Genomic DNA, 23,249 nt, shown 5'->3' on the forward strand with positions numbered 1-23,249 from the left:
ACGACGATGGAGACGGTGATGCGAATGATTCGGTTGGCGATTTTGGCTGCAGGTGTGAGCAGTGCGATCATGAGCAGCGCGGCCCAGGCCGACTGGGTGCCGCCATTCAAGGGCAACGACACCGGCGGCATCATCTCCACATCCCTGATCAGCCAGACCGATATTCGCGCCCTCGCGATCGATCATTGCGCGCGTTACGGCAAGGTCGTGAAATTCCTGAGCGCACCGCAGGAATATGGCGCCTACGTCTCGTTCGCCTGCCGCTGGGTGCCCTATGGCGCCTCGGATCGGCCGCTCCGCGTTCGCTACTGAACCTTTTTACGCGACACAGCGTCTCATCGGCTTGGGGAGAACCAAGCATGATGCGACGCTATGTTTCACGGTTGAACATTTCCGTTTTGAGCGCGACTGCGATGTTGTGGGCAATCCCCTCCATCGCCGATCCCATCGAGTTGCCGGCACGCAAGGCCGGGCTCTGGGAAATGAAGATGCAGGGCAGCGCCGGGATGCCCGGCATGACGATGCAGCACTGCACCGACGAGACCACCGACAAGTCCATGAACACCACCTTCTCGCCAATGGCGAAGGACATGTGTTCGAAGAACGAGATGAAGAAGACCGCGACGGGCTATGTCACGGATTCGGTCTGTAATATCGGCGGCACCACCAGCACGTCGCATGCCGAGATCACCGGCGATTTCAATTCTGCCTATACGATGAAGATCACGTCGCAGAGCACGGGCGGCGCCAAGGCCAATGCGGGCGACAGCACCACACAGCTGGAAGCCAAATGGCTCGGCGCCTGCAAGTCGGACCAGAAGCCCGGCGACATCATGATGCCCGGCGGCATGAAGATAAATGTCAAGGACATGGAGAAGATGAAGGGCATGCACCGGCCGCAATAGAGCCGCGCGCCCGCTGACGCGATGTTTCCCGCTGCTGCGTTCCCCGCTATAGATGATGCTAATCATCCCAATGGCGCGCTACGACGCCGGCGACAGGAAACATCAGGAACACGCAATGACCGAATTTACCGCATTGATGGCCGGCATGGCCAAGTCCGGCGACGGCTGGACGGCGAATGTCAGCGACGACTGGCTGCAGGGCCGCACTGTCTATGGCGGGCTGGCCTCTGCGCTGTGCATGCAGGCCGCACTGAATGAGTTCGGCGATGTGCCGCCGCTGCGCTCCGCACAAATCGCCTTCATCGGCCCGGCATCGGGGCAGTTGCGGTTGAAGGCGAGCATGCTGCGCAAGGGCAAGTCGACGCTGTTCGCCAATGTCGATCTGATCGGCGAAGCGGGTCTCGCGACACGGGCGATGTTCTGTTTCGGTGCTGCCAGAGAATCCGCTTTCTCGCATGTCGCCATCGGAACGCCGGAACTCAAGGCGCCGGAGACTTGCCCTGACTTTTTCAAGAGCGCCCCACCAACCTTGCGCTTCGTGCAGCATATCGAAGGGCGTTACGTCAGCGGCTCGCCGCCGTTCAGCGGCAGCGAAGATCCACAGATGACGCTGTGGCTGCGGCACCGCGAGCCAGCGATAAAGCCTTCGCTGGTCGCCCTGCTTGCTCTGGCCGATGCGCCGCCACCGGCAGCCTCGGCACGCTCGAAGGCGCCCTCGCCGATCTCGACCATGACCTGGTCGATCGACATGCTGACCGACAAGATCACGACCGATGACGGCTGGTGGCTGATCCACAATGTCGCCGAGCAGATCGCCGGCGGTTATTCCAGCCAGGCAATGACCCTGTGGAATCGAAACGGCCAGCCAATCATGGCCAGCCGTCAGAATGTTGCAGTGTTCGGGTAGAACTTACTTCTTCGCAGCGGCTGCGCGCTCGACGAAGGTCTGGCCACCCTTCATCTTGTTGTTGAGCGGCGCTTCGTTGATCTGGATGACGACGGCATCGGCGGTGACGCCGAGGTTCTTCACGAGCGCCTGGGTGATGTCGAGCATCATGCCCTTCTTCTGCTCGTCGGTGCGGCCGGCGGCCAGGTTGATCGTGATCTCAGGCATTGATGTCTCCCATTGCTCTACCAATTATTGGCGCGTGGATTAATTCCACTTCACGCCGTGCTTGTCGAGAATCTTGCGGACCGCGCTCACGAGATCGTTTTCCGCGATCTTGGTCTGTGCATCTGCCTGCTTCTGCAGATAGGCCTCGCGATCGCCTTCCAGATCCGACAGTCCGGCACCGAGGATCAGATCCTTCAGCATCACTTCGCCGGTCGCCTTTTCGTCGGAGCCTTGAATGATCACGCAGGGTGAATTGCGCCGATCGGCATATTTCAGCTGATTGCCCATGCTCTTGGGATTGCCGAGATAGAGCTCGGCGCGGATGCCGGCATTGCGCAGGCTTGCGACCATCTTCTGATAATCGGCGACGCGCTCGCGATCGAACACGGTCACAACCACCGGGCCAAAGGCCGGCGTGGCGTCGATCTTGCCAAGCAACGTCAGCGCCGCCTGCAGGCGCGACACGCCGATGGAGAATCCTGTGGCCGGCACGGGCTCGCCGCGGAAACGAGATACGAGACCGTCGTAACGGCCACCGCCACCAACCGAGCCGAAGCGCACCGGGCGGCCCTTCTCGTCTTTAGTTTCGAGTGTGAGCTCAACTTCGTAGACCGGGCCGGTGTAGTATTCGAGGCCGCGGACGACGGAGGGATCGATCTTGATACGATCTTCGCCATAGCCGGCTGCAGTGATCAATTTCGCGATCTCATCGAGTTCGGCGCGACCCTGCTTGTAGGCTTCCGAGCCGTCGAGCTTCGGCGTTGCTTCGCTTGCAGCATCGAGGCTGCGCAGCACGGTTTCGGAATCTTCCGCTGAAAGACCGGCGCCCTTGGTAAAATCGCCCTTGCCTTCCTCGCCGCCATCCCAACGTCCGGGACCGAGCAGCTTCTTGATCTCGTCGGGCGGAAACTTGTCCATCTTGTCGATGGCGCGCAGCACGGTGAGCCGGCGTCCGGCGTTCTCGGCGCCGCCGAGGCCGATGCTCTCCATCACGCCGTCGAGCACTTTGCGATTATTGACGCGCACCACATAGCTGCCACGCGGAATACCAAGCGCTTCCATGGCGTCCGCCGCCATCATGCACATCTCGGCATCGGCCGCTGGCGAACCCGAACCGACTGTGTCGGCATCGAACTGCATGAACTGGCGGAAACGGCCGGGACCCGGCTTCTCGTTGCGATAGACGTAACCGGCGCGATAGCTGCGATACGGCTTCGGCAGCGCATCCCAATGTTCGGCAACATAGCGCGCCAGCGGCGCGGTCAGGTCGTAGCGCAGCGAGATCCACTGCTCGTCGTCGTCCTGAAACGAGAACACGCCTTCATTGGGCCGGTCCTGATCGGGCAGGAATTTGCCGAGCGCGTCGGTGAATTCCATGGTCGGGGTCTCGACCGGCTCGAAGCCGTAGCGCTCATAGACCTCGCGGATGGTGTCGGTCATGCGCCGGGTCGCGGCGATATCGGCCGGTCCGCGGTCGCCAAGGCCACGCGGCAGACGCGCGCGCAGTTTCTGGGGTTTTTTGGGCTTTTCAGACTTTTCGCTCATGGCGGCGTGGTACCAGCGCAGGCAGGAACCGGCAAGCGCAGCGCTGGCAGCTAAGCGGATTCGGGCCGTCTATCGCCCCCTAGGATAACGCCACGGCGGAACCTTCGTCATGCCTCCCCGTTCAATTTCAAATGCCGGTCGCCGCAACATTCATAATTTGGCCGGCGCAGAACGAGGCTTTCCATATGCCACCGCTCGCAAGCGCCCTGGTGCGAACAGGGCTCGCGCTCAAGCTCAATCAGGTCAAGCGCGCCACGTCGTCCTATATCCGTGACCGCAGTGAGCAGACCCAGGGCATCGCGGTGTCCTATGCGGTCGCTGCGGGACTTTATGCGGCCGCAGGCGTCTTTCTGATCGCCACCTTGCTCGTCGGCGTCGCCGCCCTGTTTCGCTGGATCGAACTGCACTACGGGCTGTTTCAGGCCTTTGGCGCAATCGGCGGATTGCTGCTGATACTCGCGGCCCTCTTCGCGGTCCTTGCGGCGAGCCGTTTGAAACGCCCGATGAAACAGTTTCCCAGCCTCGGCAGCCGGCTCCGCGTCGCGATCAATGCGAGCCCCGGCAAGCATGAGCAGGTCACATCGGCCGCACCGCATCGCGCGGCCGCGCCCAATGAATTCAGGCCGAGTACGCGCTCCGCACAGCCCGTGCCAAACAGTGGCCCCGTCAAAGCCGGCCTCGTTCTAGCCGCGACGCTTGCCGGCTGGGCTTTCGCCCGCCGCCGCAGCCTTGCGCAGCCAGCCCCTGCCCGCAGACCAGCGAGCAAAGCGCACGCCTGATGGCCGTCCGCCGATCCGACACGGACAGTCTGCTGCTGGTGGCAGCGACGACCTTTGCCGTGCTCGCGTTGCAGAGCTTTTTCTCGGCGCGCACGGTAGAGAGGTCCGTTGTCGATGAGCCGCAACCGATCGGCGACACCGACATCCCGCCGCTGGCGACATTCACCCGCGAACTCGCTCAGTCCGGCCGCGGGCGGCAATCGTCCAGTCCCCTGCAGATTCCATGGAAGGGCTGGAAGGACGTGCTGTGGCGTACCTATGAGCAGATCAATGAGGACCGGTTGCTGGCCATTGCGGCCGGCGTCGTATTCTTCGGCCTGCTCGCCGTGTTTCCGGCGATCACTGCGCTGGTCTCTTGCTACGGGCTGTTCGCCGATGCCTCGACGATCTCCGACAATCTGCAGACGCTGGCGCTGATGCTGCCGGATGGCTCGTTCCAGATCGTGCAGGACCAGATCGCGCGCGTGCTCGCCAATGGGCAAGCCAAACTCGGCCTCACCTTCCTGTTCGGCCTTGCGCTGGCGCTGTGGAGCGCCAATGCCGGCGTGAAGGCCGTGATCGATGCACTCAATGTCGTCTATGGCGAGCGCGAGAAGCGCAGCTTCATCAAGCTCAATATGCTCTCGCTCGCTTTCACCACCGGCGCCATTGCCGCCCTGCTGCTGATGGTCAGCGCCGTCGTCGCGCTACCTCTGACGCTGGACCGGATAGGTCTCGCGACCGACAGCAAGATGATCATCAGCCTCGCCCGCTGGCCGCTCTTGCTGCTCATTGTGGTGCTGGCGCTCGGCATCCTCTACCGGTTCGGCCCGAGCCGCCCCGGCGCGCGCTGGGAATGGCTCAGCATCGGCACCCTCGCTGCGGCCCTGCTCTGGCTCGCCGGCTCGGCGCTGTTGTCCTGGTACCTGTCGAATTTCGGCAATTACAGCGTCACTTACGGCTCGCTCGGTGCCGCCATCGGCCTGATGATGTGGATGTGGATGTCCGCCATCATCGTTCTGTGCGGGGCCGAACTGAATTCCGAGATCGAGCACCAGACCGCCGTGGATACCACCGTCGGACCGGGACGACCGATGGGCGCGCGCGGCGCGGCCATGGCTGATACGCTCGGCCGCGCCAGCGCCTGAGGTGCAAAAGCACCGGTGGGCAAGTTCTCCCAGCCCTGCTTTCCGAATCAACAATAATGCTAAGGTTGGCCGGGTACTTAGCGCCGGGAGCGCTCGCGGCCGGACCTTTGTCGTGCCGTGCAGGAGTTTGGATTTGAGGATGTTGCGCGCGTTATGATCCGCATCTCCACGATTTTTGTCGGCGTATGCATGGTGCTGGTCTCAGCTTCGCTTGGCCTGGTGCTGTATGCGATCGCCGGCATCAGCGGCTATGAGTCGGCCATCGTCGCACTGACAGCGCTGACCGTAATGATCCTCTACAACGCGGTGTCGATGCGCATCAAAGACCGCGCCGAGTCCACCGGCCAGATCACCGACCTGTCGCGTGGCACCGCCGACCTTGCCCGGCAGGTCGCCGAATTCGGCCGCCGGCTCGCGGTGGTCGAGAGCAAGATTGCATCCGCCGGCACTGCCAATCAGGACCGTATCCAGACCGTCGCCGGCGAGATCGGCGAATTGGGCGCGCTGGTGAAGCAACTCGCCACATCGGTCGCCACCCACGAAGACATGCTGACCGCTATGCCTGCGCCGGCGACTGTTTCGGCGGCGATCGCGCCGCCATCGCCGCCGGTCAAAGCCGTGACCGCTGCCCATGTGCCGCCCGCCGTCGAGGTTGCCGAAGACACCGTGACGCCGACGGCACCTGCGATCATCGTCAGGCCGGAGCCAGTGCCTGCGCGCGATAATGCGCAGTTCACCGCCATGGTGAAGAATGCCATCGCCGACAACCGCATCGACATCTATCTGCAGCCGATGGTCACACTGCCGCAGCGCAAGGTGCGCTTCTACGAGGCGATGACGCGGCTGCGCGACGACAAGGATCAGGTGATCGCCGCCGACGATTTCATCGGTCCCGCAGAAGCCGCGGGCCTGATGGGCCAGATCGATCACATCGTGCTGCTGCGCTGCATGCAGGTGCTGCGCCGCCTGATGGTGCGCAACAAGGATGTCGGCGTATTCTGCAACATGGCTGGCGCGACCCTGTCGAATGCCGAGACCTTCGCGCAATGCATCGACTTCCTCGAGGCCAATCGTGCGCTGGCGCCGTCTTTCGTGCTGGAATTCAAGCAGAGCGTGCTGCGCAATCTTGGCCCGATCGAGAGCGAGCACCTCGCCGCACTCGCGCAGCGCGGCTACCGGTTCTCGATCGATCACGTTACGGATCTGCGGATCGAGCCGCGCGACCTCGCCGATCGCGGCGTTCGCTTTATCAAGGTACCGGCGTCGCTGTTGCTGGACCCCAAACATAGCTCGAATTCCGACATTCACCCCGCCGATCTGTCCGATCTGCTCGGCCGCTTCGGAATCGACCTGATCGCCGAGCGAATCGAGGGCGAACGGGCCGTGGTCGACCTGCTCGACTTCGACGTCCGGTTCGGGCAAGGCTTCCTTTTCGCGGCGCCCCGTCCGCTCCGGCCGGAAACTCCGGCCAATGGCGGTGCGCCAAATCCTGCTATCAAGGAACTCGCCAAGGCACCCACGGACCCCAATGGCCCAGTGAGATCTGCCCCAACCACGCCTCCGCGGCCTGAGCCGCCGCGCTCCACCGGCAATGCCGCGCTGGCGCGCCGCGCCACCGGCCCGAACTGAACGGCTCTCAATCCAATGACCACACTACGTTTCGCCGAGCGCTTGCGCGATCTCACGGGCAATGTCGACGTCGTCCTCAGCGACATCTGGGGCGTCGTCCATAACGGCCTCGAGTCGTTCCCCGAGGCCTGCGCGGCGCTGCATACGTTTCGCGCCAAGGGCGGTACGGTGGTCCTGATCACCAATGCGCCGCGGCCGGCAGACTCTGTGCAGCGGCAGCTCCGCAAGCTCGGCGTCGCCGACGACGTCTATGATGCGATCGTCTCGTCCGGCGACCTCACGCGCAATTTCGTCGCAGGCCGGCCGGGTCAGGCGATGTATCTGATCGGACCGGACCGCGATAGTTCGATCCATCGCGGCCTCGATGTGAAGCTCACCCAGCTCGAACAGGCCGATTACATCGTGTGCAGCGGATTGTTCGACGACGAGACCGAATCCGCCGACGACTATCGCGACATGATGAACGAGGCGCTGGCGCGCAAGCTGACGCTCGTATGCGCCAATCCCGACATCATCGTCGAGCGCGGCGATCGCCTGATCTATTGCGCCGGCGCGGTCGCTGAACTCTATCGCGAGATGGGCGGCGAGGTGATTTTCTATGGCAAGCCGCATCGACCGATCTACGATCAGGCCATGGCGCTGGCCAAGGCGAAGCGCGGCAAGGACACGGCACTGGATCGTGTGCTGGCGATCGGCGATTCCGTGCGCACCGATCTCACCGGCGCGCATGCCTTTGGCATCGACCTGCTGTTCGTCACCCGTGGCATCCATGCCGGCGACTTCGAAGGCATCGAACAGATGGGCGCCGCGGAGGTGAAGGAACTGTTCGGCCATCCGCCGAAGGCGCTGATGCGTGAATTGAAGTGGTGAGTTGAGGCGACTTCTCCCTCCCCCGCACTTGCGTGGGGAGGGTGGCCGGCCAAGGGCCGGTCGGGTGGGGGTGGTGCCACACGCATCGAGTTCGCGGAGGCACCCCACCCCAGCCTCCACTTCGTCGATGCTGCGCATCGCCTCGCTCGGCCGACCCTCCCCACGGCGCATTGCTACGCAATGCTTGAGGGAGGGATTCCTCCGGCGCCAGAGCGCCATCGCAGATGTGAATGTCAAACAGCCACTGCTCTTCAGACATGCGTCATCGCCCCTGTTGTTTGCGGCGCGGGGGCGCCGTCGTGTTTCGCATTCCCACCCTCCTGAAAGAGGGCGTGCGGAACGCCGGGTGCCCGTTGCACCCTTGGGCCTGATGCGAATGCGGTCTTCCGCAATTGTGAGTGCATCAGAACTTTCGGAAGCGTCAGGCAAGTGCCCAGCGTTCCGCCTGCGGTGTTTTTTCGACTTGCTTGCACTTTGCCTCAGCGAACGATCCGATCACCGAATTAAAGTCCCAAGGCGATGGGAAGGGAGCCTCAAGCGAATAGGCCGAACGCGTTTTGACTTTGGTCGTCCGTCACACTGTCCAGGGGTCTTTCCATCCCAAGGCTAGCCGTCTCCTTGCCAGTGGCAGTGCTGGCGCAGATCCGTCCTGCCCGAAGACAGACGTCACCCCCAAACCGCGTAACGCCGCATCTCCGGCGTCCACCGCATCCCACCCCGCGAACGTGACGATCGCGATCGCCCCTCTCGGTGGGGCAGGACAAAGGGGAATATAATCAAGAAAGGGATATCGTCAACGAACAATAGGAATAAATGTTTTGGCACTGTCCTGCCGCCCCACACTCGTCATTCCGGGGCGCGGCCGGCACTTGCCGGACGCGAACCCGGAATCCCGGCGTGTTTTTGCGCTGAACATATCGAGATTCCGGGTTCGCACTGCAGCGGCTTCGCCGCCTTCGTGCGCCCCGGAATGACAGAGGGAGCCGAAACGCAAAATGCCCGGCACAAGGCCGGGCATTATGAAACTCAAAAGCTCCGAAGAACGAAGCTGCGCGGCTTACGCCGGCACGGTGTCCGGGAACACGGCTTCGATCTTGGTCTTCAGCGTCGCCGCGTTGAACGGCTTGACGATGTAGTTGTTCACGCCGGCCTTCTTGGCGGCAATCACGTTCTCGGTCTTGGATTCCGCCGTGATCATGATGAAAGGGGTCTGCGACAGGTTGGGGTCGGCGCGGACTTCCTTGAGCAGGTCGTAGCCCGTCATCGGCTCCATGTTCCAGTCGGAAATCACCAGGCCGTACTTCTTGGTACGCATCTTTTCCAGCGCCATCGAGCCATCGCTGGCATCGTCGATGTGTTCGAAACCAAGCTGCTTCAGAAGATTGCGAATGATGCGGATCATGGTGTTGTAATCGTCCACCACCAGCACCGTCATCGACAAATCAACCGCCATCTTCATTCCCCCTGAGGCACGATACGCAAATGCAAAAAATGATATTTGCCGTCAGGCAAACCGTTCCAACCGGGATTGGCGAGTATTGCTGTCCGCGGCCCGGAGCAAGAATTAGCAGGGTGGGTTAAATTTCCAGTTAACCGCCCCATGGCGCGAAATTCGTCAAATTCGAGAAGAAAGCCGATTTTACCTCCGCTTGACTTCGAGGCGGCCGGCGCGCCACGGTCCCTCACCTGCCAAAACCATCAACGAATCCAATCATGACGACTGCCTTCACCGTAATCCGCGACACAACGCCTGCGAATGCCATCCCGCGCGGATGCGTCGTGGCAATGGGTAATTTCGACGGCGTCCATCTCGGCCACCGCGCGGTCATCGGTGCTGCGTTACGCATGGCGAAACTGCATAAAACAAGCGCTTTGGCGGTGACCTTCGAGCCGCATCCGCGCAGTTTCTTCAGCCCGAACACGCCGCAGTTCCGGCTCTCTGACGAAGCCGCCAAGCTGCGCCTGCTGGCGGGAACCGGCCTCGCCGGCGCCGTCGTCATGACCTTCGACAAGGGACGCGCCAGCACCACGGCGCAAGACTTCATTCACCACGATCTCATTGAGCGTCTCGGCATCAGCGGCATCGCCGTCGGCTACGACTTTCATTTCGGCAAAGGCCGCGTCGGTTCGCCCAGCCTGCTGGCCAACGAAGCGCCGCGCCTCGGCATCGAAGTCGACATCCAGCCGCATATCGATATCGATGAGCGCCCGGTGTCTTCGACGGCCATCCGCATGGCCTTGGCTGAGGGCCAGGTCACCGAGGCCACGGAGATGCTGAACGGGCCGTGGTTCATTACTGGCGAAATCATCCACGGCAATAAGCTCGGCCGCGACCTCGGCTATCCCACCGCCAATATCCGCCTGAATACCAATTGCGGCCTCAAGCACGGCATCTACGCCGTGCGGGTTGGCCGCGGAAACGAGCGCTTCGACGGCGTTGCGTCGTTCGGCCGCCGCCCGACCTTCGACAACGGCGCGCCTCTGCTCGAAGTGTTCCTGTTCGACTTCAAGGGCGACCTTTACGGCCAGACACTGGACGTCGCCTTCATTGCCTTCATCCGCGATGAAATGAAATTCGAGGGCATCGAACCGCTGATCCGCCAGATGGACGACGACAGCACCAAAGCGCGGGCCGCGCTGGCAGCCGCACCGGATGCGTTTCCGAAGCTGGGAGACATCGACTGACCAGGACCGAAAAGCAGAAAATGCTGGCGGGCGAACTCTATCGCCCCGGCAGCCCCGAACTGGTCGCTGACGAGAAGGCCAACAAGGCCTGGCTCGCGAAATACAACGCGCAATTGGACCGGCCTGTCGCCGAACGACGGACACTGCTCGCCGAGCATTTCGGCAAAGTCGGCGCCGACTGCGTCATCCGGCCGCCGTTCTTCTGCGACTACGGCTACAACATTCATCTCGGCGACAACGTCTTCCTGAATTTCAATTGCGTGATCCTCGACATCGTCGCGGTCTCCATCGGCGACCGGACGCAAATCGGCCCGGCCGTGCAGATTTACGCTGCCGACCATCCCCGGGACGCCGAGACCCGCCGCAGCGGACTGGAATTCGGCCGGCCGGTCAAAATCGGCGCCGATGTCTGGATCGGCGGCGGGGCCATCATCGTGCCCGGCGTGACCATCGGTGACGGCGCCGTGATCGGGGCCGGCAGCGTGGTGACCCGGGATGTTGCCCCGAACCAGACCGTGGCAGGCAATCCCGCCCGGCCAATCGGCAAGCAGGCCTGATCGGCGTCAAAACCCCGTTAGGACGCTTTGCGATCCCTGTTCCGGCTGCTATTGAGTGCCGGATGTCTGCACGGCGCCCCATCATAAGCATTATCGGCCCGGCTTCCGCCTGAGCTTCGCTCGGCGCAAGACCGGGACCGTCCAGTTTCATCGCGTTTTCACGCGTTTCAGCGCCATTCGAGCAAGCCAGAGCCATTATGTCCGACAAGCCCGCCAAATCCGATACGCACGACTATTCCAAGACCCTCTACCTGCCGCAGACCGAGTTCCCGATGCGCGCAGGCCTGCCGACCAGCGAGCCGAAAATGCTGGCGCGCTGGAACGAGATCGACCTCTACGGCAAGCTCCGCGAGACCGCGAAGGGCAAGCCGAAATTCGTGCTGCATGACGGCCCGCCCTATGCCAATGGCAACATCCATATCGGGCATGCGCTCAACAAGATCCTCAAGGACGTGGTGACCAAGAGCCAGCAGATGCTGGGCTTCGACAGCAACTACGTGCCCGGCTGGGACTGTCACGGCCTGCCGATCGAATGGAAGATCGAGGAAGAGAACTACCGCTCCAAGGGCAAGACCAAGCCGAACTTCAAGGACGGCGCGGCGATGATCGCGTTCCGCCAGGAATGCCGCGCCTATGCCAACAAGTGGCTCGACATCCAGCGCGAGGAATTCAAGCGCCTCGGCATCATCGGCGACTGGGCCGGCCGCTATGCCACCATGGACTATTTCGCCGAGGCGCAGATTGCGCGCGAGCTGATGAAGTTCGCCGCCAACGGCACGCTGTATCGCGGATCGAAGCCTGTGATGTGGAGCGTGGTCGAGAAGACCGCGCTGGCCGAAGCCGAAGTCGAATACGAGGACTACACGTCGGATGCGGTGTGGGTGAAATTCCCCGTCGCCGCCGAATTCGGCCGGCTTGCCAAAGCCGCTGTGGTGATCTGGACCACCACACCGTGGACGCTGCCGGCCAACCGCGCCATCTCGTTCTCCAGCAAGATCGCCTATGGCCTCTATGAGGTCACCGAGGCGCCGGAGGACAACTGGCTGAAGACCGGCGATCTGCTGATCCTCGCAGACGCGCTGGCCGAGAGCGTGTTCAAGCAGGCGCGCGTGACGTCATGGAAGAAGAGCAGCGAGCTGTCCTCGGACATCCTCGAGGATCTGGAATGCCGTCATCCGCTCAAGGGTCTCGCCGGCGGCTATGACTTCATCGTGCCGCTGCTCGACGGCGATCACGTCACCGACGATACCGGCACCGGCTTCGTGCATACCGCGCCAAGCCACGGCCGCGACGACTTCGATATCTGGACATCGAATGGCCGCCAGCTCACCGAGCGCGGCATCGCCACCACGATCCCCTACACCGTCGACGAGAACGGCGCGCTGACCGAACAGGCGCCGGGCTTCGCCGGCACGCGCGTGATCAACGACAAGGGCGAGAAGGGCGACGCCAACGAGGCCGTCATCAAGGCGCTGGTCGAGCGCGGCATGCTGGTGGCGCGCGCGCGCCTGAAGCATCAATATCCGCATTCGTGGCGCTCCAAGAAGCCGGTGATCTATCGCAACACGCCGCAGTGGTTCATCGCGATGGACAAGGACATCGTGGACGACGGCAAGGCAAAGTCCGGCGACACGCTGCGTCACCGTGCCCTCGAAGCCATCAAGGTTACGCAATGGGTGCCGGCCACCGGCCAGAACCGCATCAACGGCATGATCAACACCAAGCCCGACTGGGTGATCTCGCGCCAGCGCGCCTGGGGCGTGCCGATCGCGGTGTTCGTGCGCGAGAAGGGCGACGGCTCCGCTGAGATCCTGCAGGACGAGGCCGTCAACAAGCGCATTTCCGACGCGTTCGAGAAGGAAGGCGCCGACGCCTGGTATGCCGAAGGCGCGCGCGAGCATTTCCTCGGCTCGCTTGCCAATGAAGAGTGGAAGAAGGTCGACGACATCTGCGACGTCTGGTTCGACTCAGGCTCCACACACGCCTTCGTGCTCGAAGACCCCGTGCACTTCCCCGGCCTTGCCGGCATCAAGCGCAAGGCCCAGGGCGGCGCGGACACCGTCATGTATCTGGAAGGCTCCGACCAGCACCGCGGCTGGTTCCAGTCGTCACTGCTGGAGAGCAGCGGCACCCGCGGCCGTGCGCCCTTCGACGTCGTACTGACTCACGGCTTCACGCTCGACGAAAACGGCCGCAAGATGTCGAAATCGATCGGCAATACCATCGAGCCGCAGAAGATCATCAAGGACTCCGGCGCCGACATCCTGCGGCTATGGGTCTGCGCCACCGATTATGCCGATGACCAGCGCATCGGTGCGGAGATCATCAAGAACACCATCGAGACCTATCGCAAGCTGCGCAACAGCGTGCGCTGGATGCTCGGCAGCCTCGCGCATTTCCACGACGAGGATCGCGTCAAGGCCGACGACATGCCGGAGCTCGAGCGGCTGATGCTGCATCGCCTCGCCGAAGTCGACGGTGTTGTGCGACAGGCTTATGCCGATTTCGACTACAAGACGGTGGTGGCCACGCTCGCCGCCTTCATGAACACCGAACTGTCGGCGTTCTATTTCGACATCCGCAAAGACACGCTGTATTGCGACGCGCCGTCGTCGGTGACACGCAAGGCGTCACTGACCGTGATCGACTACCTGTTCCGCTCGATCGTGACCTGGTTCGCACCCATTCTGAGCTTCACCGCCGAGGAAGCGTGGCTGTCGCGCTACGGCAGTGCGGCCGTATCGGTGCATCTCGAACCGTTCCAGAAGACGCTGCCGGCATGGCGCAACGACGCGCTCGCCGCGAAGTGGGAGACCATCCGCAATGTGCGCCGGGTCGTCACCGGCGCGCTGGAAGTCGAGCGTGCTGCCAAGAACATCGGCTCATCGCTGGAAGCCTCGCCGCTGATCCATGTCACCGACAAGGCGATCTTCGCCATTCTGGCCGACGTCGATCTCGCGGAGATCTGCATCACCTCGAATGCGATGCTGACCAATGCCGAAGCGCCCGCAGGCGCCTTCACGCTGAACGACGTGCCGGGCGTGGCCGTGGTGGTCGAAAAGGCCGTCGGCACCAAATGCGCCCGCTCCTGGAAGATCCTGCCCACGGTCGGCGAGGACAAAGACTATCCCGACGTCACCCCGCGCGATGCGCAGGCGCTGCGGGAGTGGAAGGCGCTGGGAGTGGCTGTTTGAAACCAGCCGTCCGCTCCGGGCTGATCGCAGCCATCGTCGTCCTGATCCTCGATCAGGCGACGAAGCTGTGGCTGCTCTATGGCTTCGATCTCGGCCATCGCGGCCTGGTCAGGATCACGCCGTTCTTCGATCTCGTCCTGGCCTGGAATACCGGCATCAGCTACGGCTGGTTCTCGGATTCCGGCCCGACCGGTCAGGTCGTGCTGGTGGCCATCAAGGCGATCGCGGTGGTGGCGCTGGCGATCTGGATGGCGAAATCGGAGACCAGACTGGCCACGATCGGGCTGGGGCTGATCATCGGGGGCGCGATCGGCAATGCCATCGACCGGTTCGCCTATGGCGCCGTGGTCGATTTCGCCCTCCTGCACGTCGAAATCGCCGGCAAGACCTACAACTGGTACGTGTTTAACCTTGCCGATGTCGCCATTGTTGCCGGTGTAGCGGCCCTGCTGTATGACTCTTTCTTCACGGTACCCGCCGCAAAAGCGCCCTGATCCCAGCCGATACGCAAGGCCAAGGGCGATACCAGCGGAACCGCACCAGAATTCTCGGATTCTTGCCGATCCGCCAGATATTTGAACAGGATGAACACGATGCGCGAGACCGAAACCGGTTGGGCTCTGCACACTTCATCGGGCGCCTGGATGCGCGCCCTGCGCCTTACCGCCGTTGCCCTTAGCGTTGGTCTCGTGATGTCGGCAGGCGCTGTACGCGCAGCCGACGACGATGACGATGACTCCACCGTCGAACAGAAAGTGATCAAGCAGATCATGACTGGCCTTGGTGGCACCAACATGGAAAACACCGGCATCGACTACCGCGAGCGCTCGCCGCTGGTGGTCCCGCCGAAGATCGACCTGCCGCCGCCGGATGCCAGGGGCCCCGCGCCTGTCGCGAACTGGCCGAAGGACCCCGATGTGCAGCAGCGCCGGGCGGCTGCCGTCGCTGCGCAGCGCGGGCGCCCCGAAGAAGTGCTGGAAGCTGCGCGTCCGTTGACCCCGCGCGAGATGGCGCCGAAGCGCGCACGTGGCGCGTCTGCTGCCGTGGACAATTCCTCGCCAGGCGACCCAAACAAGAACATCGTGCTGAGCCCGAAACAGCTCGGCTATGAAGGCGGCCTGTTCAAGAACATGTTCGGCAGCAACAAGGGTGAGACCGCCGAATTCAAGGGCGAGCCCACGCGCGATTCGCTGACCCAGCCGCCTGCCGGTTACCAGACGCCTGCCTCGGGCTATGCCTATGGCACCGGGCCGAAGGAAACCATGAAGAACGATTACAACCTGAACCCGATGACAGGTAAGTTCTGATCGCAGCGCTCCAGTTGCGCCGCCATTCCAAAGACGTCCTTTCACTGCGATCAGCCTGCACGCGCGGATGTATCCCGCGCGATGGCTTGGTCACGCCTTTCCCCATGCTTTGGAGCTGTTAGCCCCGCCATGACCTCATCATTCCGACTTGCCGCACGATCCGTCGCAGTCGTCGCTTTGCTGCTTGCTCCCGCCTTTGCGATATCGGGCGCCCGCGCACAGACGGTGACGGCGAAGCCGCCAACCACGTTCAAGCTCGATAACGGCATGCAGGTTGTCGTGATCGAGGATCACCGCACGCCCGTCGTGACGCAGATGATCTGGTACAAGGTCGGCTCGGCCGACGAGACGCCCGGCAAATCAGGCTTGGCGCATTTCCTCGAACATCTGATGTTCAAGGGCACCGCGAAACATCCGGTCGGTGAATTCTCCCAGACCGTGCAGCGCGTCGGCGGCGAGGAGAACGCTTTCACCTCGACCGACTATACCGGCTACTACCAGCGCATCAGCAAGGACCAGCTCGGCAAGATGATGGAATTCGAGGCCGATCGCATGACCGGCCTGGTGCTGAAGGACGAGAACGTGCTGCCCGAGCGCGACGTCGTGCTGGAAGAATACAACATGCGCGTCGCCAACAGCCCGGATGCAAGGCTGTCGGAGCAGATCATGGCCGCGCTCTATCTCAACCATCCCTATGGCCGCCCGATCATTGGCTGGCATCAGGAGATCGAGAAGCTGGACCGCGAGGACGCACTCGCCTTCTACAAGCGCTTCTACGCCCCCAACAATGCGACGCTGATCATCGCCGGCGATGTCGACCCGCAGGAGATCCGCCCGATGGTGGAGCGCACCTATGGCGTGGTCCCGGCACAGCCGGCGATCCCCGAACGCCGCATGCGCCCACAGGAGCCGACGCCCGCCGCGCCGCGCACGGTGACGCTCTCCGATCCGCGTGTCGAACAGGCAAGCCTGCGCCGCTACTATCTGGTGCCGTCGGCAACCACCGCTGCGGCCGGCGAGAGCCAGGCACTCGATGTGCTTGGCCAGTTGATTGGCGGCGGCGCGAACTCATATCTCTACCGCGCCCTCGTCATCGACAAACAGCTCGCGATCAATGCCGGTGCCAGCTACCAGGGCACGGCCCTCGACAGCGCACAGTTCCTGATCTCGGCCTCGCCGAAGCCGGGCGCCGAATTCGCCGACATCGAGAAGACCATCGACGCCGTGATCGCCGACCTCGCGACCAACCCGGTGCCGGCTGCCGACCTCGAACGCGTCAAGACGCAGCTCGTCGCCGAAGCCACTTATGCGCAGGACAGCCAGGCCTCGCTGGCGCGCTGGTACGGCGCGGCACTCACTACGGGCCTCAGCGTCGAGGACATCCGTAGCTGGCCCGACCGCATCAAGGCGGTCACCGCGGAACAGGTGCGCGCAGCCGCACAGACCTGGCTCGACAAGAAGCGCTCGGTCACCGGCTATCTGGTCAAGGATACATCTGCGCCGAAGCGCGAGGAGAAGCGGTCGTGAGCATCATCTTCAACGCCGGCCGCCTCGGCATTGCCGTCGCCACCGCCTTCTCACTCGTCACCCTGACGGTGACGCCGTCTTTCGCCGCAGCCAAAGTGCAGCGGCTCGTGACGCCAGGCGGCATCGAAGCCTGGTTCGTGCAGGATGCAACCGTTCCCCTGATCGCGATGGAATATGCGTTCGGTGGCGGTGCGGCACAGGATCCGAAGGATAAATCCGGCACCGCCAACATGGTGGCCAGCCTGATGGACGAAGGCGCGGGAGATCTCGATTCCTCGGCCTTCCGCGATCGCATGGAACGCCGCGCCATCGAGCTCAACTTCAACGCCCAGCGCGATTACCTGCGTGGCTCGCTGCGCATGCTGAAAGAGCATCGTGACGAGGCGTTCGACCTCGCCCGCCTCGCTTTGACGTCACCACGCTTCGACGCCCCCGATGTGGAGCGCATCCGCGCGCAGATCATGTCCGGCCTGCGCCGCGAAACCTCGAACCCGAATTCGCTGGCGACGCGCAAGTTTCTGCAGATGGCCTTCGGCGACCATCCCTACAGCCGGCCATCCAATGGTAGCCTGACCGATGTGCCGACCATCAATGTCGACGACATCAAGGCCTACAAGCAACGCATCGTCGCAAAGGACACGCTGAAGATTGCCGTGGTCGGCGACGTCGATCCCGACACGCTCGCGACATTGCTGGACAAGACCTTCGGTGGCCTGCCCGCCAAGGCCACGTTGACGCCGGTCCCGGAAGTCACAGCGGCCAAGCCGCCGCAGAAGGAATCCGTGACGCTGGACGTACCGCAGACGGTCATCACCTTCGGCAGCCCCGGCGTCAAACGCGACGATCCGAACTTCATGGCCGCCTATATCGTCAATCACATCCTCGGCGGCGGCACACTGTCGTCGCGACTGTATCACGAAGTGCGCGAGAAGCGCGGCCTGGTCTATTCCGTCAGTGGCTCGCTGCTGTGGATGCAGCATTCCGGCATCTATATCGGCAGCACCGCGACTCGCGCCGACCGCGCCACCGAGACGGTCGATACCGTGACCAGCGAAGTGAAACGCATGGCCGAGCAGGGCCCGACCCAGCGCGAGCTGGATGAAGCGAAGTCATATCTCAAGGGTTCGCAGATGCTGGCGCTCGACACCTCGTCGAAGCTGGCCAGCGCGCTGCTGCAATATCAGCTCGACAAGCTGCCTATCGATTACATCGAGAAGCGCAATGCCGTGGTCGATGCCGTGACGCTGGATCAGGCCAAGGCTGCGGCCAAGAAGCTGTGGGCAGACGGGCTGCTGACCGTCGTCGTCGGCCGCGCGCCTCAGGCAGCCGCAGCGCCGGTGGCCCCGGCACCGAAGGCAAACTGAGGCGCCGACGTGCAGATCGCGGTGATCGGCGCCGGCGCGGTTGGCTGCTACTACGGCGCCAAGCTGCTGCGCGCCGGCCATGACGTGACATTGGTCGGACGCCAGACCCATGTCGATGCCATCAATGCACGCGGCCTTCGGTTCGAGAGCGCCGAGTTCGACGGTTTCATTCCGGCGAAGGCGGTGACGCAGATCGCCGATCTCGCGCCGCCGGATCTCGTTCTGTTCGCCGTGAAGTCCGGCGATACGGACAGTTCAGCGGCCACGCTCAAACCTGTGCTCAAAGCCAATTCCATCGTGCTGAGCCTGCAGAACGGCGTCGACAATCCCGAGCGCCTGCGCGCCATCCTCAGCCAGCCGGTGATCGCTGCAGCCGTCTATGTGGCCGCCGAGATGCCGGGTGCCGGTCATGTGAAGCACAACGGACGCGGTGAGCTGATCATCGGAGCCTCGCCCGAGAGCGACGCGCTGGCGAAGCTGCTGTCTGACGCCGGCGTGCCGACCGCCGTCGCCGGCGATATCGACGCGGTGCAGTGGTCGAAGCTCATCAACAACTGCGCCTATAACGCGCTCTCGGCGGTGGCCGGCATTGCCTATGGCGAGATGTTCAAGGTCCAGGGCGTGCCTGACATCGTCACCAATGCCGTCGTGGAATGCATGGCAGTGGCGCGCGCCTGCGGCGTGTCGCTGCCCGCCGACCTCCTCGACAAGGCACTCGCCCTCGCCGCCAGCATGCCGCTTCAGCAATCCTCGACATCGCAGGATCTCGCCCGCGGCAAGCCATCGGAAATCGACTTCCTCAACGGCTTCATTGTCCGGAAAGGCGCCGAGCACGGCATTCCGACGCCGACCAACCATGCGCTGCAGGTGATGGTGAAGCTGGTCGAGCGCAGCGGATCGCGGCGCGCCTAGCGGCGCTTCACGGGCTTCGGTGGATCCCAGAGCCGGAAGCCGCCTTTGAACGCATTCGCGTTGTCGCCGCGCCGGGTCTTGCGCGGGAGTTTGTCGAGCATCCCCACATTGCCACCGCCGAGCACCGTATAATCGGGCTCAAGCGCAGCCGTCAGATCAGCAACGACATCAGCCACGCGCTGCCGCCACTTCTTCTTGCCCAATCGCTTGAGGCCGGCCGCGCCGACATAATCCTCAAATGTCTTGTGGCGATACGGCAGATGGCCCAGCTCCATCGGCTCAGACAGACCATCGATGATCATGGCCGCACCCAGTCCGGTGCCGAGGCCGAGAAACAGCATCCGGCCGCCATCATAGCTGCCGACCGCTTGCATCATGGCGTCGTTTACGAGTTTGATGGGCTTACGGAATGCCCGCTCGAAATCGAAACCTTTCCAGCCCGCACCGAGATTGTGTGGCTCCTTGAGCGGACGATTGCCGGCCACCGGACCGGGATAGCCGGCAGAGACGACGTCATAGCGCCAGTCTTTGGTCAGTGCCTTGACCTTGCGCACCATTTCCTTCGCGGACAGGTCTGGACCGGATTCGAATTCGCGTTTGATCCCTTCACGGCTGGTCATCACCTTCACATGGGTACCGCCGATATCGATGGTGAGAATATTGCGGGGGGTCTTGGTCATGAGACGTCCGGATTGACTGATGGTGCAACGATAAGCCTCGGCAGGGCGCCAGTTCCAGCATTGCCGCTATGTCCCGGGCATATCTTTGCGATCTGCGATCAAGCGCACGGGGGCACCAAGCAAAACGCGGTATCCTGTGCTACGGAGACAGAATGCTGCTCCGGATCACCCGCTCCATCGCCATCGACGAAGACGACATCGAGATCGTCTTCGTGCGCGCGTCCGGACCTGGCGGGCAGAACGTCAACAAGGTCTCCACCGCCGCGCAATTGCGCTTCGACAGCCGCAAGCTGACGCTGCCGGAGGACACCGCGATCCGGCTGCGGACCCTCGCCGGCCAGCGCATGACCAAGGACGGCGTGATCGTGATCCACGCCCAGCGTTTCCGGACCCAGGAGCGCAACAAGGCCGACGCTATCGAACGGCTGGTGGAGCTGATGCAGGAAGCCGCCTTCCGGCAGGCGCCGCGGCGGGCCACGAAGCCCACGCTCGGCTCGAAGATGCGCCGCCTCGACGGCAAGAAGCGCCGCAGCGACGTCAAGGCCGGCCGCGGCGGGCGTTTCAACGACTGAGCGGCGCCCCACACAACAAGCCAGACCACTTTTTCCAGGAATTTCCCGATGGCCAAACCCGTTCATTCGATGATCCGCGTGTTGGACGAAGCGCGCGCGCTGGACTTCTACAAACGCGCCTTTGGCCTCGAGATTGCCGAGCGCATCGCATTTCCCGACTTTGCGCTGATCTATCTGCGCCACCCCTCCTCGCCCTTCGAACTCGAACTGACGGTGAATTTCGACCGTACCGAGCCCTATGTTCTGGGTGACGGTTACGGCCATCTCGCCGTCGTGGTGGACGACGTGGCGGCGGAACATGCCCGCTTCGAGCGCGAGAAGCTCGCGCCCGGGCCTCTGCGCGATTTCAAGCATGAGGGCCGCACACTGGCGCAATTCTTCTTCGTCACCGACCCCGATGGCTACAAGATCGAGGTGATCCAGAAGGGCGGCCGATTCGCTTAAAGCGTTTTCGAGCGAAGTAGATACCGGTTCGCGTCAAGAAAACGCGTCAAAACAGAAAGCCAGAACCGGGGAAAAGCGGGTTGCGGCGGGGACATCAGGCGCCCGGAGCCATAGAATGGCGCTTGAGGTTCCCTACATAATCCCGACCCATCACCACGCCCCGAGATCCATGCCCGTTCGCCAGCTCCCAGAAACCATCGTCAACCGCATCGCCGCCGGCGAGGTGGTGGAGCGGCCGGCCAGCGTGGTGAAGGAGCTGGTGGAGAATGCCATCGATGCCGGCGCCAGCCGTGTCGAGATCTTCACTGATGGCGGCGGACGGCGAAAGATCGCCATCACCGATGACGGCGGGGGCATGACCCATGGCGATCTAACCCTCGCGGTAGACCGCCACGCCACCTCGAAGCTCGATGACGAGGACCTGCTGCAGATCCGCACCCTCGGCTTTCGCGGCGAGGCGCTGCCCTCCATCGGGTCAGTCGCGCGGCTGAGCATCACCACGCGACATGCCTCGGAGCCGCATGCCTGGTCGCGCACGGTCGACGGCGGCGAGAAATCGCCGATCGCGCCGGCCGCACTGTCCCAGGGCACCCGCGTCGAGGTCAGCGATCTGTTCTACGCGACCCCTGCCCGGTTGAAATTTCTCAAGACCGACCGCACCGAGGCCGAAGCGATCCGCGAAGTGGTGCGCCGCCTTGCGATGGCGCGGCCGGACATCGCCTTCACCATCGCCGGCGAGGAACGCGCGCCCGTGACATGGGCCGCGGCCCTGCCCGGCCCGGCCGGACAGTTGACGCGGCTCGGCGACATTCTCGGGCCCGAGTTTCGTCTCAGCGCGATCGAAGTGCGCAGCGAGCGCGAAGGCGTGGTGGTCGAAGGTTTTGCCGCGGCGCCATCGCTGACCCGCGCGAATGCGCTCGGGCAGTATCTGTTCGTCAATGGCCGTCCGGTCCGCGACAAGCTGATCATCGGCGCGGTGCGCGCGGCCTATTCCGATTATCTGCCGCGCGACCGCCATCCGATCGTCGCGCTGTTCGTCACGCTCGATCCGCAGGAGGTCGATGCCAATGTGCATCCGGCCAAGACCGAAGTGCGTTTCCGCAATGCCGGACTGGTGCGCGGACTGATCGTGCATGCGCTGAAAGAAGGCCTAGCGCGCGAGGGACGCCGCACGGCGGCCAATAGCGACGGCGCCGTGCTGGACTCGTTCCGCCCCAACTTCGCACCCAATTTCGCGCCGCGCACGAATGCCAATTGGGACTGGAAGCGGTCACCTGCTTTTCCGGTCGGTGCCATGCCGGCATTCGATGGTTCGGCCGCGCTCGCCGAGCCCGGCCAGGCGGCCTTCGATGTCGGCACGCCATCGGCCGATGTGCGTTTCGAGGAAGCACCACAGACCGACCTGATCGACCGGCCGCTCGGCGCTGCGCGTGCGCAGGTGCATGAGAACTACATCATCGCGCAGACGCGCGACGGCATGATCGTGGTCGACCAGCACGCCGCACATGAGCGCATCGTCTATGAGCGGCTGAAGGCCTCGCTGGCCGCCAATGGCGTGCAGCGGCAGATCCTGCTGATTCCGGAAATCGTCGAACTCGACGAGGCCATCGTGGAGAAACTGTTCGACCGCGCCGAGGAACTCGCGAGCTACGGTCTCGCCATCGACAGTTTCGGCCCCGGCGCCATCGCCGTCCGCGAAACGCCGTCGCTACTCGGCAAGACCAATGCCGCGTCGCTGGTGCGCGATCTCGCCGAACACATGGCCGAATGGGACGAAGCGCTGCCGCTGGAGCGCCGACTGCTGCATGTGGCCGCGACCATGGCCTGCCACGGCTCGGTGCGCTCAGGCCGCCGCTTGCGGCCCGAGGAAATGAACGCACTGCTGCGCGAGATGGAAAACACGCCGAATTCCGGTCAGTGCAACCACGGCCGGCCGACTTATGTCGAGCTGAAGCTCAGCGATATCGAGAAGCTGTTCGGGCGACGGTGAGCTTGCTTGTCCCTCCCCAAGCAGCGTAGCTGCGCAGTGGGGAGGGTG

Annotated in this window: 22 protein-coding genes; 18 read left to right on the top strand and 4 right to left on the bottom strand. The window is 63.3% G+C overall.

What is annotated here, in order from left to right; genetic code table 11:
• Nucleotides 1-18: 18 nt before the first annotated feature.
• The 3 genes from AB8A33_RS21220 to AB8A33_RS21230 all read left to right on the top strand — a co-directional run bounded on the left by AB8A33_RS21220 (nucleotide 19) and on the right by AB8A33_RS21230 (nucleotide 1,812).
• Entirely contained in the window at nucleotides 19-312 is a 294-nt protein-coding gene (locus AB8A33_RS21220; protein WP_439094584.1) for a hypothetical protein, read from the top strand.
• A 101-nt stretch (nucleotides 313-413) separates the two neighbouring features.
• Nucleotides 414-905: a DUF3617 domain-containing protein gene (locus tag AB8A33_RS21225; RefSeq protein ID WP_439095999.1), complete on the top strand. Its 492-nt coding sequence runs from the start codon at nucleotides 414-416 to the stop codon at nucleotides 903-905.
• 115 nt (nucleotides 906-1,020) lie between these two features.
• A complete protein-coding gene (locus tag AB8A33_RS21230; protein ID WP_439094585.1) occupies nucleotides 1,021-1,812 on the top strand; it encodes a thioesterase family protein in 792 nt (263 codons plus the stop codon).
• 3 nt (nucleotides 1,813-1,815) lie between these two features.
• Here the strand turns inward: AB8A33_RS21230 and AB8A33_RS21235 are convergent, their stop codons facing one another.
• Nucleotides 1,816-2,019 carry a tautomerase family protein gene (locus AB8A33_RS21235; RefSeq protein ID WP_068731140.1) on the bottom strand — a complete coding sequence of 68 codons (204 nt, stop codon included), beginning with the start codon at nucleotides 2,017-2,019 and terminating at the stop codon, nucleotides 1,816-1,818.
• 39 nt (nucleotides 2,020-2,058) lie between these two features.
• Complete coding sequence (hisS, locus tag AB8A33_RS21240) at nucleotides 2,059-3,564, bottom strand: histidine--tRNA ligase (RefSeq protein WP_439094586.1); 1,506 nt, start codon at nucleotides 3,562-3,564, stop codon at nucleotides 2,059-2,061.
• Nucleotides 3,565-3,749: 185 nt separating this feature from the next.
• Between hisS and AB8A33_RS21245 the strand changes: the two genes are divergently transcribed.
• From AB8A33_RS21245 to AB8A33_RS21260, 4 genes are all read left to right on the top strand, one after another.
• Nucleotides 3,750-4,343 (top strand): phage holin family protein, encoded by a 594-nt coding sequence (locus AB8A33_RS21245; protein ID WP_439094587.1) that lies wholly within the window; start codon nucleotides 3,750-3,752, stop codon nucleotides 4,341-4,343.
• Nucleotides 4,343-5,470, top strand: coding sequence for a YihY/virulence factor BrkB family protein (locus AB8A33_RS21250; RefSeq protein WP_439094588.1), 1,128 nt, complete (start codon nucleotides 4,343-4,345; stop codon nucleotides 5,468-5,470). The genes AB8A33_RS21245 and AB8A33_RS21250 overlap by 1 nt, the downstream gene beginning before the upstream one ends.
• 153 nt (nucleotides 5,471-5,623) lie before the next feature.
• Nucleotides 5,624-7,099, top strand: a complete 1,476-nt coding sequence (locus tag AB8A33_RS21255) for an EAL domain-containing protein (RefSeq protein ID WP_439094589.1) — start codon at nucleotides 5,624-5,626, stop codon at nucleotides 7,097-7,099.
• 15 nt (nucleotides 7,100-7,114) lie between these two features.
• Nucleotides 7,115-7,969: a TIGR01459 family HAD-type hydrolase gene (locus AB8A33_RS21260; RefSeq protein WP_439094590.1), complete on the top strand. Its 855-nt coding sequence runs from the start codon at nucleotides 7,115-7,117 to the stop codon at nucleotides 7,967-7,969.
• A 1,057-nt stretch (nucleotides 7,970-9,026) separates the two neighbouring features.
• Here the strand turns inward: AB8A33_RS21260 and AB8A33_RS21265 are convergent.
• Nucleotides 9,027-9,422, bottom strand: a complete 396-nt coding sequence (locus AB8A33_RS21265; RefSeq protein ID WP_089263591.1) for a response regulator — start codon at nucleotides 9,420-9,422, stop codon at nucleotides 9,027-9,029.
• Nucleotides 9,423-9,682: 260 nt separating this feature from the next.
• On the opposite strand from AB8A33_RS21265, the gene AB8A33_RS21270 reads away from it, so the two are divergent.
• From AB8A33_RS21270 to AB8A33_RS21305, 8 genes are all read left to right on the top strand, one after another.
• Nucleotides 9,683-10,654: a bifunctional riboflavin kinase/FAD synthetase gene (locus AB8A33_RS21270; RefSeq protein ID WP_439094591.1), complete on the top strand. Its 972-nt coding sequence runs from the start codon at nucleotides 9,683-9,685 to the stop codon at nucleotides 10,652-10,654.
• 20 nt (nucleotides 10,655-10,674) lie between these two features.
• A complete protein-coding gene (locus AB8A33_RS21275) occupies nucleotides 10,675-11,211 on the top strand; it encodes a sugar O-acetyltransferase (protein ID WP_439094592.1) in 537 nt (178 codons plus the stop codon).
• 197 nt (nucleotides 11,212-11,408) lie between these two features.
• A complete protein-coding gene (gene ileS, locus AB8A33_RS21280) occupies nucleotides 11,409-14,405 on the top strand; it encodes an isoleucine--tRNA ligase (RefSeq protein ID WP_439094593.1) in 2,997 nt (998 codons plus the stop codon).
• Complete coding sequence (gene lspA, locus AB8A33_RS21285) at nucleotides 14,402-14,899, top strand: signal peptidase II (protein WP_439094594.1); 498 nt, start codon at nucleotides 14,402-14,404, stop codon at nucleotides 14,897-14,899. The genes ileS and lspA overlap by 4 nt, the downstream gene beginning before the upstream one ends.
• A gap of 99 nt (nucleotides 14,900-14,998) precedes the next feature.
• Nucleotides 14,999-15,712 carry a hypothetical protein gene (locus tag AB8A33_RS21290; RefSeq protein ID WP_439094595.1) on the top strand — a complete coding sequence of 238 codons (714 nt, stop codon included), beginning with the start codon at nucleotides 14,999-15,001 and terminating at the stop codon, nucleotides 15,710-15,712.
• A gap of 129 nt (nucleotides 15,713-15,841) precedes the next feature.
• Complete coding sequence (locus AB8A33_RS21295; RefSeq protein ID WP_439094596.1) at nucleotides 15,842-17,239, top strand: M16 family metallopeptidase; 1,398 nt, start codon at nucleotides 15,842-15,844, stop codon at nucleotides 17,237-17,239.
• Between the two features lie 29 nt (nucleotides 17,240-17,268).
• Nucleotides 17,269-18,603, top strand: a complete 1,335-nt coding sequence (locus AB8A33_RS21300) for a M16 family metallopeptidase (protein ID WP_439096000.1) — start codon at nucleotides 17,269-17,271, stop codon at nucleotides 18,601-18,603.
• Between the two features lie 9 nt (nucleotides 18,604-18,612).
• Entirely contained in the window at nucleotides 18,613-19,515 is a 903-nt protein-coding gene (locus tag AB8A33_RS21305; protein ID WP_439094597.1) for a ketopantoate reductase family protein, read from the top strand.
• Here AB8A33_RS21305 and AB8A33_RS21310 read toward each other — a convergent pair.
• Nucleotides 19,512-20,195 (bottom strand): ROK family protein, encoded by a 684-nt coding sequence (locus AB8A33_RS21310; protein ID WP_439094598.1) that lies wholly within the window; start codon nucleotides 20,193-20,195, stop codon nucleotides 19,512-19,514. The genes AB8A33_RS21305 and AB8A33_RS21310 overlap by 4 nt on opposite strands.
• A gap of 155 nt (nucleotides 20,196-20,350) precedes the next feature.
• Between AB8A33_RS21310 and arfB the strand changes: the two genes are divergently transcribed.
• The 3 genes from arfB to mutL all read left to right on the top strand — a co-directional run bounded on the left by arfB (nucleotide 20,351) and on the right by mutL (nucleotide 23,201).
• On the top strand, nucleotides 20,351-20,767 hold the full coding sequence (gene arfB / locus AB8A33_RS21315; protein ID WP_439096001.1) for an alternative ribosome rescue aminoacyl-tRNA hydrolase ArfB: 417 nt from the start codon (nucleotides 20,351-20,353) through the stop codon (nucleotides 20,765-20,767).
• A gap of 48 nt (nucleotides 20,768-20,815) precedes the next feature.
• A complete protein-coding gene (locus tag AB8A33_RS21320) occupies nucleotides 20,816-21,211 on the top strand; it encodes a VOC family protein (RefSeq protein ID WP_439094599.1) in 396 nt (131 codons plus the stop codon).
• 169 nt (nucleotides 21,212-21,380) lie between these two features.
• Entirely contained in the window at nucleotides 21,381-23,201 is a 1,821-nt protein-coding gene (mutL, locus tag AB8A33_RS21325; RefSeq protein WP_439094600.1) for a DNA mismatch repair endonuclease MutL, read from the top strand.
• Nucleotides 23,202-23,249 lie beyond the last annotated feature (48 nt).

This window comes from Tardiphaga sp. 813_E8_N1_3 (genome assembly GCF_051811025.1).
In the GTDB taxonomy this organism is placed as follows: Bacteria; Pseudomonadota; Alphaproteobacteria; order Rhizobiales; family Xanthobacteraceae; genus Tardiphaga.

Bases quoted from the DNA above. Each gene is read 5' to 3' on its own strand.
- AB8A33_RS21220 (WP_439094584.1), top strand. From the start codon at position 19: ATGCGAATGATTCGGTTGGCGATTTTGGCTGCAGGTGTGAGCAGTGCG.
- AB8A33_RS21225 (WP_439095999.1), top strand. From the start codon at position 414: ATGTTGTGGGCAATCCCCTCCATCGCCGATCCCATCGAGTTGCCGGCA.
- AB8A33_RS21230 (WP_439094585.1), top strand. From the start codon at position 1,021: ATGACCGAATTTACCGCATTGATGGCCGGCATGGCCAAGTCCGGCGAC.
- AB8A33_RS21235 (WP_068731140.1), bottom strand. From the start codon at position 2,019: ATGCCTGAGATCACGATCAACCTGGCCGCCGGCCGCACCGACGAGCAG.
- hisS (WP_439094586.1), bottom strand. From the start codon at position 3,564: ATGAGCGAAAAGTCTGAAAAGCCCAAAAAACCCCAGAAACTGCGCGCG.
- AB8A33_RS21245 (WP_439094587.1), top strand. From the start codon at position 3,750: ATGCCACCGCTCGCAAGCGCCCTGGTGCGAACAGGGCTCGCGCTCAAG.
- AB8A33_RS21250 (WP_439094588.1), top strand. From the start codon at position 4,343: ATGGCCGTCCGCCGATCCGACACGGACAGTCTGCTGCTGGTGGCAGCG.
- AB8A33_RS21255 (WP_439094589.1), top strand. From the start codon at position 5,624: ATGATCCGCATCTCCACGATTTTTGTCGGCGTATGCATGGTGCTGGTC.
- AB8A33_RS21260 (WP_439094590.1), top strand. From the start codon at position 7,115: ATGACCACACTACGTTTCGCCGAGCGCTTGCGCGATCTCACGGGCAAT.
- AB8A33_RS21265 (WP_089263591.1), bottom strand. From the start codon at position 9,422: ATGGCGGTTGATTTGTCGATGACGGTGCTGGTGGTGGACGATTACAAC.
- AB8A33_RS21270 (WP_439094591.1), top strand. From the start codon at position 9,683: ATGACGACTGCCTTCACCGTAATCCGCGACACAACGCCTGCGAATGCC.
- AB8A33_RS21275 (WP_439094592.1), top strand. From the start codon at position 10,675: ATGCTGGCGGGCGAACTCTATCGCCCCGGCAGCCCCGAACTGGTCGCT.
- ileS (WP_439094593.1), top strand. From the start codon at position 11,409: ATGTCCGACAAGCCCGCCAAATCCGATACGCACGACTATTCCAAGACC.
- AB8A33_RS21290 (WP_439094595.1), top strand. From the start codon at position 14,999: ATGCGCGAGACCGAAACCGGTTGGGCTCTGCACACTTCATCGGGCGCC.
- AB8A33_RS21295 (WP_439094596.1), top strand. From the start codon at position 15,842: ATGACCTCATCATTCCGACTTGCCGCACGATCCGTCGCAGTCGTCGCT.
- AB8A33_RS21310 (WP_439094598.1), bottom strand. From the start codon at position 20,195: ATGACCAAGACCCCCCGCAATATTCTCACCATCGATATCGGCGGTACC.
- AB8A33_RS21320 (WP_439094599.1), top strand. From the start codon at position 20,816: ATGGCCAAACCCGTTCATTCGATGATCCGCGTGTTGGACGAAGCGCGC.
- mutL (WP_439094600.1), top strand. From the start codon at position 21,381: ATGCCCGTTCGCCAGCTCCCAGAAACCATCGTCAACCGCATCGCCGCC.